The following is a 10,049-nucleotide window of genomic DNA, read 5'->3' as shown; positions in this document are numbered from 1 at the left end:
ATCACCTAAACAACAATACCCGGCAAACTTGCCGACATCGTTTTAATCAATAGTTCAAAGAACAGCTGAACAGGCTCACGACTGTATAATATTACAAATAGTTGCGCAACGGTCACGCTTGCGCAGAGAGGGTCGACCAGCGATCCGCTAGCTAGCGGACGGGGTGAGTCAAAACGGCGACAGGTAACAAACTATGCAGGCGCGAATCTCTAAATAGAACTTAAATACCATGGCTGGAATAATAGATTTAATTGGCAACACGCCAATGGCCGAAATAAAAAGACTAAACCCGAACCCCAACGTGCGCATTTTTGCCAAGCTGGAAGGAAACAATCCGGGCGGCAGTGTGAAGGACCGGGCGGCACTGAATATGATACGCAGCGCCATTGAGCGCGGCGATATAAACAAAGGCACCAAACTGGTTGAAGCCACCAGCGGCAATACAGGTATTGCCCTCGCCATGATTGCCAGCATGTACGGACTCGAAATAGAGCTGGTAATGCCCTCAAACTCCACCCGCGAACGTACACTAACTATGGAGGCCTTTGGCGCGAAAGTAACCCTGTTGGAGGGTATTGAAATCTGCCGCGATTACGCCGAAGAAAAAGGCGCTACCGATGGCTACTTTTTACTTAACCAATTTGCCAACCCTGATAATTACCTCGCCCACTACAAAACCACCGGCCCCGAAATCTGGCGCGATACCGAAGGGAAGATCACCCATTTTGTAAGTGCAATGGGCACTACCGGTACAATAATGGGCAATTCAAGGTATTTTAAAGAAATAAACCCAGCCATACAAATTGTTGGCTGCCAGCCAACTGAAGGCTCGTCAATCCCCGGCATACGCCGCTGGCCGGTTGAATACTTACCGAAAATATTTGAACCAGAGCGCGTCGACAGGGTATTGGACATATCTGAGGCCGAATCCATCCAAATGGCACGCCGGCTAGCCCGGGAAGAAGGCCTATTTGCCGGCATGAGCAGCGGCGGCGCAATGGCAGCTGCCGCAAAAGTAGCACAGGAACTTACCGAAGGCACAATTGTATTTATTTGCTGCGACAGGGGCGACAGGTATTTGAGCAGTGCATTATTTGGGTAAATTGTCTGAACCGGGATTAAACAGATTTTAGGATGCCCGGGATTTTGGCGACCACGTATCGTCTGTCTATATTAGTGCGGCCGTTGATCATCGTCTTATTCATGCAGGTATCCAAACATCCTGTTAATCGAAAAATCTGTTTAATCCCGGTTCAGATCCCCCTAAACAATCCCCTAAAATTCTTGTTAACCATTAACATAAAATCAAATAATTATGCAATGGTTTGGCGGACGCGAAAGTGATAATGTTGAAGAAGGTAGCAGCAGTGGCGGCAGAGGTCGCGGGTTATTTTTTGGAGGCGGGATCATAGGCTTTATAGGCTTGCTGATTTACTTATTTACCGGTGTTAATCCCGCCCAGCTTTTAAACGGCGGAGGCAGCGGCGACAGCACTCAACAGCAAAATACCCGTGTTACAAACGGTCCCGAAGGCATGCAGAAAAAATTTTCGCGCGTAATTCTGGCCGGCACCGAAGATGTTTGGACGGAGATTTTCAGTCGCATGGGCCGCACTTATACTAAGCCGACGCTGCACCTTTACAGCGAAGGCGTTGATGCCCAGGGCTGCGGTTTCGCCAGTTCGGCGACAGGGCCATTTTATTGCCCTGCCGACCGCAAAGTTTACCTCGACACTTCATTTTTTACCGAGATGCAGCGGCGCTTCCAGGCCCCCGGCGAGTTTGCTGCGGCTTATGTAATTGCCCACGAGGTTGGCCATCACGTACAAAACCTGCTGGGCGTATCGCAAAAAATGGAGCAGGCACGGCAAAGCCTGAGCAAAAAGGAATATAACAAACTATCCGTAAAGCTCGAACTGCAGGCCGATTTTTATGCCGGCCTTTGGGCGCATTATGAAGCAAAAAACCAAAGTGGTATTGTCATCAACCGCCCGGACATCGACTCGGCACTAACCGCAGCCCATGCCATCGGCGACGACCGCCTGCAGCAACAATACCAGGGCCATGTTGAACCCGACAGTTTCACCCACGGCACATCAGCCCAGCGCGCTTATTGGTTTAAAAAAGGTTTTGACACCGGTGATATTAAACAGGGGAATACCTTTGCCGCGGGAGAATTGGAGGAGTAAGGTTCGTCATTGGGTATAGATCTTGCGTTCCTGTTCACAGTGGAACATAAGGAACAGGGTGGAACAGGAACAGTTCACCGCAAAGTGCTAAAAAGCTTGTTTCTGTAGTAATAGTGCACTTTTTACCCTGCCTGCTACCCCTAAAAACGCAAAAAGTACTGACAAATTAGTGTCAGCACTTTTGGTAAAAACCTGCTTATCCTGCTGTTTCGCCGGTATGTAGTTATTATTTTATCACCCTCGCTGCAACTCCCTCATTGGTAATCTTTACCGGCAATATCATCCCGTTTTTATCAAAGTACATTTTGTCGATACAAGTCACTCGATGGTTGCCATCGGTTTCACCAAGGGGGCGGCGATGGTAAACAATATACCATTCATTAGTACCAGGCACATTCAACACCGAGTGGTGCCCCGCGCCGGTAGCAATTTTAACATCCTGCTTTAATATAGTAGCTATACGTTTAAACGGACCCAGCGGCGTATTGCCAATAGCATAAGCCACGCGGTAGTCAGGACCGGTCCAGCCGCCTTCGCTCCACATTAAGTAGTATTTGCCATTGCGCTTAAACATCACCGGGCCTTCTACATAATCCTTGGGCGTAATGCGCTTAAAGGTTTCGCCATCTGCAAAGGGCAAAAAGCCGGTAAAATCCTTATTGAGCTTCGCGATATTGCACTGCCCCCAGCCACCATATATAATATAGTACTGGCCATCGTCATCTTTATAAACAAACTGGTCGATAGGCTGGGCCTTGTTGTAAATTTTACCTATGAGCGGCTTGCCCAGGTAGTCTTTAAACGGCCCGCCGGGATTGTCTGACACGGCCACGCCGATGCCACCAACTTCCTTCTGGTCGTCATGAATATCGTTGGCGCCAAAAAACAGGTAATATTTGTCGTCCTTTTTGGTAACAGCCGGTGCCCAAAGCGCGCGTTTTACCCATTTGACGGAGCTGCTGTCAACAATGCGGGGGTGCTTGGTCCAGTGCACCAGATCTGTAGAGGAAAAGGCGTCCATAAAAACCTGCTCATCATATTTCGCCGAGTAGGTAGGGTAAACCCAATATGTTTTATCAAAAATTTTGGCTTCCGGATCGGCGTACCAGCCCTGGGCAATCGGGTTGCCTGATGTTTCTTTTTTTTGTGCTGCCACGATGCCGCATTGGGTTAACAGCAGGATAAGAAGGAGTTTTTTTGGTGTTGTCATAAAAATAATGTCACATTTATTTTTTTCGCGCCCTCTTTGTGAAGCAGAGAGGGCAGGTCGAGCGAAGCAACGACCGGGTGAGTAGATATGCGCGCGATGTTCACGTCAATGCATTGGCGCGAATGCACGGCGGTGTAGACTCACCCCGTCCGCTAGCCAGCGGATCGCTCGTCGGCCCTCTCTGCGCAAGCGCAAAGAGGGTGAGCTGCATTTCTTAACTCTTACCCCTCGGCTTACCCTTATTACCCCAGCGCCTTTGCTGCGGGCGTTTATTAGGGCCATGTTCCGGTTGTTTAGCCTGTTCTATCGACTTCAGCTCATCCGGAACATCAATCAGGCGGATAGGTTTTTCTATCAGTTGTTCAATGTTTTTCAGTTTGCGTTCGTCGCGGTGGTTTACAAAAGTGATGGCTGTGCCGGTTGTTTCGGCGCGGGCCGTACGACCAATGCGGTGGATATAATCCTCTGGATCGCCAGGCACATCGTAGTTGATAACTAAATCAATCCCCTCCACATCAATACCACGCGAAAGGGCGTCGGTACCGATAATAACCGGCAATTGTTTGTTTTTAAAGGCTAATAAAATCTCCTCGCGTTCCTTCTGCTCCAAATCCGAGTGAAAGGCGCTGGCGTTAAGCTTGGCCTGTTTCAGTTCGCGGGTAAGCGATTTTACAATCTCTTTCCTCGAGCAAAAAATAATAGTGCTGGCATACGAGCCGTTTTTAAGCAGCAATTGCAGCAAAGGTGTTTTCTGCGCATCGTGCACGCGGTATATCTGCTGGTCAATCCCCACTGCCGGTTGCGACAGCGCAATGTTTACCTGCTCGGGATTATTTAAAATCTTTTTAGCCAGCGTACGAATGCGCCCCGGCATGGTGGCCGAAAACAGCAGCGTTTGCCGCTCTTTGGGCAGGTAGCTGATGATGCGCATAATATCGTCCGAAAACCCCATGTCGAGCATGCGGTCGGCTTCGTCCAGAATCAGGTTGGTGCAATGGTTAAGCTTTAATACGCCCGATGTAAGGTGCGCAATCAGCCTGCCTGGCGTAGCTATGATGATGTTCACATTAGCCTGTATACCACGGCGCTGCTGTTCATAAGCACTCCCATCGCCGCCGCCGAAAACGGCTATCGAGCTGGTGCCGGTAAAATAGGCAAGGCCCTCCACCTGTTGGTCAATTTGCTGGGCAAGCTCGCGCGTTGGCGCCAAAATAAGCGTGCTGGTGTGGTGTTTATTGGTTTTGCCTATCTTGTCCAATATGGGCAAAAGGTAGGCGCCGGTTTTACCCGTACCCGTTTGTGCGCAGGCAATAATATCTCGCCCCGCGGCGATAATGGGGATGGCCATCGCTTGTATTGGTGTGGGAGTGGTGAACCCCATGCTCTCGATGCCTTCGAATAAATCGTTATTAAAATTGAATTCCTTGAATGTCACTATACTTTGTAGGTGATGAAAGGAGGCAAGGTAGTGAAAATTTGTGGGATAGGGAGAAACCGTATTTTAAGTATTTCTTTAGATGATCAAATGAATGTCTTATATTTATCTCTCAATTCACTGTGATTAATACCTAAACGAAAAAATGTTTGACGACGATCCTTATCATCTCATTGATATTTGCCTTAAAAGTAAACATATTTCATTGGCGCTAAACGGATGCAAGATATCCGATCACGACCTTATAAAAGGAGCACGTTTGCAAACCGAACTGTCTAAGTGCACTCACATTAAATCATTAGTCCTTGGCAGTAATAAAATCAAGAAATTAACAGGACTCGACGAGCTAAAACAATTGCAAAAGCTGGCCCTTTATCAAAATGAAATTGAAACGGTAGACGGTTTGCAGAACTTAGTTGAGTTACGTGAATTAGATCTCAGTTCAAATGAAATTACTCATTTACAAGGACTGGAAAACTTGACAAGATTAGAAAAAATAGATCTTGGAAGAAATAAAATAGAAAACGCGAGCAGTCTTGAGAAACTCACCAATCTTACAAAACTATATCTGAATAATAACAAAATATCAGATTTGAGTTTTCTGGCAAAGCTAATTAAGTTGGAATCCCTCGACTTGAATTATAACGATCTTTCAATAATTAATCCTATTCAATACCTGAATGAGTTACAACATTTAGATATAAATTACAATAAGATTTTGGATATTTCCGCGCTTTCAAAACTTCCGCGCTTAAAAAAGCTAAATATTAGCAATAATAAAATTAGCGATCTTTCTCCTTTGCTTAATTATCTTACCAGTATACATAACAGCCTAAAGATAGTTAGTAAAGAACCTTATTCAGTAAGACAGGGGGAAATAAATATACAAGATAATCCATTAATTATTCCGCCGATTGAAATAATAGAATTGGGGAACGAGTCAATTGCTAACTATTTTACAGAAATAGAAAAGCAAGGTGTTGAATATTTGTATGAAGCGAAAATGTTGATTGTTGGACAACCGAGGGCGGGAAAAACTTCGCTAAGATTAAAGCTATTTGATAGTTCCGCAGAACTACCTAAAGAAGACAAAACAACAAGAGGTATTGATATTGAGCGCTTAGAATTTGATATTATTGACAAATTAGGCGATTCCAGAAAGCTCTTTTACAATATTTGGGATTTTGGTGGGCAACAAATTTACCAAACTACGCATCAGTTTTTTTTGACGCATAGATCTCTCTATATTTTGGTTATGGATACGGGGAAGGATAGCATTGGGAATGACGATACTGCGATAAATTATTGGCTACAATGTATTGAGTTGTTAGGCGGAAATAGCCCTTTATTACTTATCAGAAACGAAAAAAATGAACGACAAATAACTATAGACCTCCCACAAAAGAGGGCTAGGTTTAGTTTTTTAAAGAATGATTATAGCGTAAATCTTAACGCATTAATCCCTGGAACTAATACTTTTAAGAAAGCACGACTTAATGATTTTCTTGCTTTAAAAGAAGATATTGAAACTGAACTAAAACGATTGCCTCTCGTTGGATATCCCATGCCCAAGAATTGGGCTCAAGTTAGGAACGAACTCCAAAAACTAAGTGTCAATAACCATTATATATCTAAAAATGAATTCATAGCGCTGTGCAAAAAAAATGATGTGTCGGATTATGATAGACAAATGGAGTTAAGTCGAATATTTCATGACTTGGGTGTGTTTTTACATTTTCAAGATTATGGAATGTTGGAGGACTTTATCATCCTTCAAAACACATGGGCTACCGATGCCGTATTTGCGATACTTGATAATAGTGAAGTTCGAAAAAATAAAGGCAGATTCAATGACGGGGACTTGACTGGAATTTGGAAGCATAAGGATTACGAACCATCTGTGCATAAAAAATTATTGGCTTTAATGAAGCAATTTGAATTATGCTATCAGATAGACAAGGCAGACACAAATACGTACATAGTCCCGGAAATGCTTTCCGATAGTTCTCCCGAAGGCTATAAATGGGTCATTAGTAATGACCTTCCCATTCAATATTGGTATGACTTTATGCCGAAAGGCGTTTTAACTCGGTTAATCGTGCGCGTTCACAAACATATAGCGCACTTTAATAAACAACAAGTCGTTTGGAAAACCGGCGTAAAAATTGACGGGGCATCGATGGATTGCCCGGACACCTTTGCTGAAATTACTGAAGCTTGGGATAATAAGCGGCTAAATATACTTGTGCAAGGCCTATACGCGAAAGAACTTATCAGTAAAATTACTTTCCAAATTGATGAACTGAATAATGAATTATTTAAACAAAATAGGCGTGATCAACTGCAAAAAAGCCGGTGGTATAAGATGATACCCTGTTGTTGTGCATCATGCAAAAATGCAGTTTTTAAGCATTTTTACGATTATAGAAAATTACTCGATAAAAAAAAGTTTGGTAAAAAAATTATAGAATGCGAAATACAACCTTACAATGAGGTAAATATAGTTGAATTGATAGATGGAATCTTTGCCAGAGGGAATCCGCTGACAAAAAAAATTCATAAAACTTCCACAATAACTTTGTTTCTTGCGTCCTCATTGGAAATGAAAAATGAACGCGAGAAATTTGAAATCTTTATAAATAGAGAAAACAAACGATTAAACAAGAAGAGCATATTTTTACAATTGGAGGTTTGGGAGGACTTTTTAGATACCGTGTCTCAAACAAGGCTGCAGGATGAGTATAATAATGCGATAAAAAGTTCCGATATTTTCATGTTGCTATTTTTCACTAAAGTTGGTAAATACACGGCAGAGGAATTTGAAAACGCATTCAAACATTTTAAAGAAACAGACAAACCCAAAATTCTCACCTATTTTAAGAAAGGCGATATAAAAACAACTGATTTAAATGAGGACAACACTGCTAGTCTATTTGCTTTCAAAAGGAAACTCAAAGAACTTGGCCATTTTTATACCGAATTTGAAAACGACGCCGAACTCCATCTCCATTTCAAAAAGCAACTTGAAAAGCTATTCGATATTTAACCTCCATCCATTAAAAATCCTCGCACATCCGTTGAATATATTTCACTAAACAAACAGAGGCCCTTTCATTTGCCCAAAACACAACCCGCAAAATGAAAAAGCTCATCATGCTCACCATAATCATAATAACCCACCTCACCACCCACGCCCAAACCCCACCCATCATCACCCTCAAAGATTCCGCACGCAAATTCGCCAAAGACGTGATCTCTACCGGCGATTTTGTATTCAACGCCTCGTTTACGCAGGACGGCAAAACGGTATTTTTCAGCAAGTCGACGGTTAACTTTGGGTATATCGGGATATTTTATTCAGTTAATAATGGTTCGGGCTGGTCGGCGCCTAAGCCGGTGAATTTTACGGGCGTGTACCGGGATACCGACCCATTTGTGTCGGCAGATGGCCAGCGGTTATATTTTGCATCAGACAGGCCGCTGGAGGGTCAGCCGTTTAAGGATTACGACTACCATTTTTACTACGTAGCGCTGGACGGTAATAAGATAACGTCAAAACCTGTATTGTTCAGTTTGCCCGTGCCCGCAGGACCTGCGCCAAGCTATCTTTCGTTTGCCGATAATGGCAACGCTTACTTTTTTATATCCGACGGTAAAGTTGATGCGGAAATGTATGTATGCAAATTTAAAGAAGGCAAATATCAACCTGCTGAAAAGTTGCCCTTTAACGATGCGAAATTTATCGACTTTGACCCCATGGTAGCGCACGATGAAAGCTTCATCATATTCTGCAGCCCTAACCGCAAGGGGATCGGTTCCAATGATTTATGGGTTTCCTTTAAAAAAGACAACACCTGGACCGAACCCCAAAATCTCGGCCCGAAAGTAAATACCGCAGGCGCCGATGGTGCACCGGGCCTGTCGCGCGATGATAAAACGCTGTACTTTCTGTCGAACCGGGAACACGCCGACAGGCCCGTTTACCCCGGCGGCAAAGTTACTGCCGAAGCATTTGATAAGCTGCTGCACTCCACCAAAAACGGTATGCGGATTATTTATGAGATCAATATCGCAGACTTAAAGGCGGAGCACTGATGCGAATGATGGAGCGCTGCTAAATCAGCTAATCAAACAGTCATCCTCAGCCACGGCACCAGCCGTATCAATTTGGTTAACCCATATGATAACCCCAGCACAGCAATTGACTTAACAGGCACAATCCAAAGCAGGCTTTGGTTTTTAAAGGCTAAGTTTAGATATATTTTATCGAACAACAGCCGCAAAAACAGCACATGCACAATATAAATCCCATAGCTTTCAGCGCTTATTTCGGTAACTAGTTTTTGCCACCAGGTGGGGTTTAAATTAAAGGTGCGATTTTTTATCAACAGGAAAACACCGGCGAGAGCAAATGGGATGTCGGGCGTAAAGTCGCTTTCAATGATTTCGTTAAAGCCTTTGTCGCGAAAGGTTTGCAGCAAAATTATCCCACTAATCGATACCACGAAGGCGAACGCGCATCCTGCATAAATGAGTTTTAGCTGCGGCGCAGTAAAAATGTAGTTGTTGATATAATAACCCAGTACAAAATATCCGATATAACCCGTAAAAAAGTTTAGCTCAACGGCAATGCTTAAGCCAGTGGCTATACCTATAATGCCACAAACGCAATTGGTTATAAACCACACTGCAATAAAATACTGCACCTGGCTTTTTGTTGCCGCGCGTATAAATGTATTTATAATAGGGTACACGAGGTATATGCCGATCATCATATACAAAAACCAGAAATGGAACACCAGCGGCCCCTGGTAAAATGTTTTTAATGCAGAAAGCAGGTTAAATGTGCCGTACCCTTTATCGGTATAAAATTGAAATGCCTCGTAAATAATACTCCAAACTACCAGTGGTATCACCAGCTTTGGCAGTCGCTTGCGAAAAAGTTCCTTAATCGTTACATCCCTGTCGGGTTTTAACAGCAGGGCGCCGCTCAACAGAACAAACATGGGTACGCAACAACGGGTTAGCCCATTATAAAAAGCTGCCGAAAGCCAGTCAGTCTCAGGTATTTTACCATATTGCCCGGCCGCATCGGCCGAGTTGTGCAGGATAATTACGGCAAAAATTGCCAATGCTCTCAAAAAGTCGATATAATAAAAACGGTTTTTGGGCTTTTCGGGGCTTTTATCAGCCATTAGTCTTAGGCATATAGGGGC

7 protein-coding genes are annotated in these 10,049 nt (G+C 43.8%); 4 read left to right on the top strand and 3 right to left on the bottom strand.

Going from position 1 to position 10,049, the window contains the following annotated elements; genetic code table 11:
• Positions 1 to 229: 229 nt before the first annotated feature.
• On the top strand, positions 230 to 1,102 hold the full coding sequence (cysM, locus tag NAF19_RS11485; RefSeq protein ID WP_252790191.1) for a cysteine synthase CysM: 873 nt from the start codon (positions 230 to 232) through the stop codon (positions 1,100 to 1,102).
• Positions 1,103 to 1,315: 213 nt separating this feature from the next.
• Positions 1,316 to 2,188 (top strand): KPN_02809 family neutral zinc metallopeptidase, encoded by an 873-nt coding sequence (gene ypfJ, locus NAF19_RS11480; protein ID WP_252790190.1) that lies wholly within the window; start codon positions 1,316 to 1,318, stop codon positions 2,186 to 2,188.
• Positions 2,189 to 2,414: 226 nt separating this feature from the next.
• Here ypfJ and NAF19_RS11475 read toward each other — a convergent pair whose 3' ends face one another.
• Both NAF19_RS11475 and NAF19_RS11470 read right to left on the bottom strand, forming a co-directional pair.
• Positions 2,415 to 3,398 (bottom strand): glycoside hydrolase family 43 protein, encoded by a 984-nt coding sequence (locus NAF19_RS11475; RefSeq protein WP_252790189.1) that lies wholly within the window; start codon positions 3,396 to 3,398, stop codon positions 2,415 to 2,417.
• Between the two features lie 214 nt (positions 3,399 to 3,612).
• On the bottom strand, positions 3,613 to 4,833 hold the full coding sequence (locus NAF19_RS11470) for a DEAD/DEAH box helicase (RefSeq protein ID WP_252790188.1): 1,221 nt from the start codon (positions 4,831 to 4,833) through the stop codon (positions 3,613 to 3,615).
• 145 nt (positions 4,834 to 4,978) lie between these two features.
• On the opposite strand from NAF19_RS11470, the gene NAF19_RS11465 reads away from it, so the two are divergent.
• The gene (locus NAF19_RS11465) at positions 4,979 to 7,879 is read left to right on the top strand and encodes a COR domain-containing protein (protein WP_252790187.1); all 2,901 of its coding nucleotides are present in this window, start codon (positions 4,979 to 4,981) and stop codon (positions 7,877 to 7,879) included.
• Between the two features lie 92 nt (positions 7,880 to 7,971).
• Positions 7,972 to 8,928 (top strand): TolB family protein, encoded by a 957-nt coding sequence (locus tag NAF19_RS11460; RefSeq protein ID WP_252790186.1) that lies wholly within the window; start codon positions 7,972 to 7,974, stop codon positions 8,926 to 8,928.
• Between the two features lie 32 nt (positions 8,929 to 8,960).
• Here the strand turns inward: NAF19_RS11460 and NAF19_RS11455 are convergent, their stop codons facing one another.
• Entirely contained in the window at positions 8,961 to 10,028 is a 1,068-nt protein-coding gene (locus tag NAF19_RS11455) for an acyltransferase (RefSeq protein WP_252790185.1), read from the bottom strand.
• Between the last annotated feature and the right edge of the window lie 21 nt (positions 10,029 to 10,049).

Origin of the sequence: Mucilaginibacter flavidus, assembly GCF_024055575.1 — a bacterium.
GTDB lineage: Bacteria > Bacteroidota > Bacteroidia > Sphingobacteriales > Sphingobacteriaceae > Mucilaginibacter > Mucilaginibacter flavidus.
This window is presented reverse-complemented; position numbering and strand designations above follow the sequence as displayed.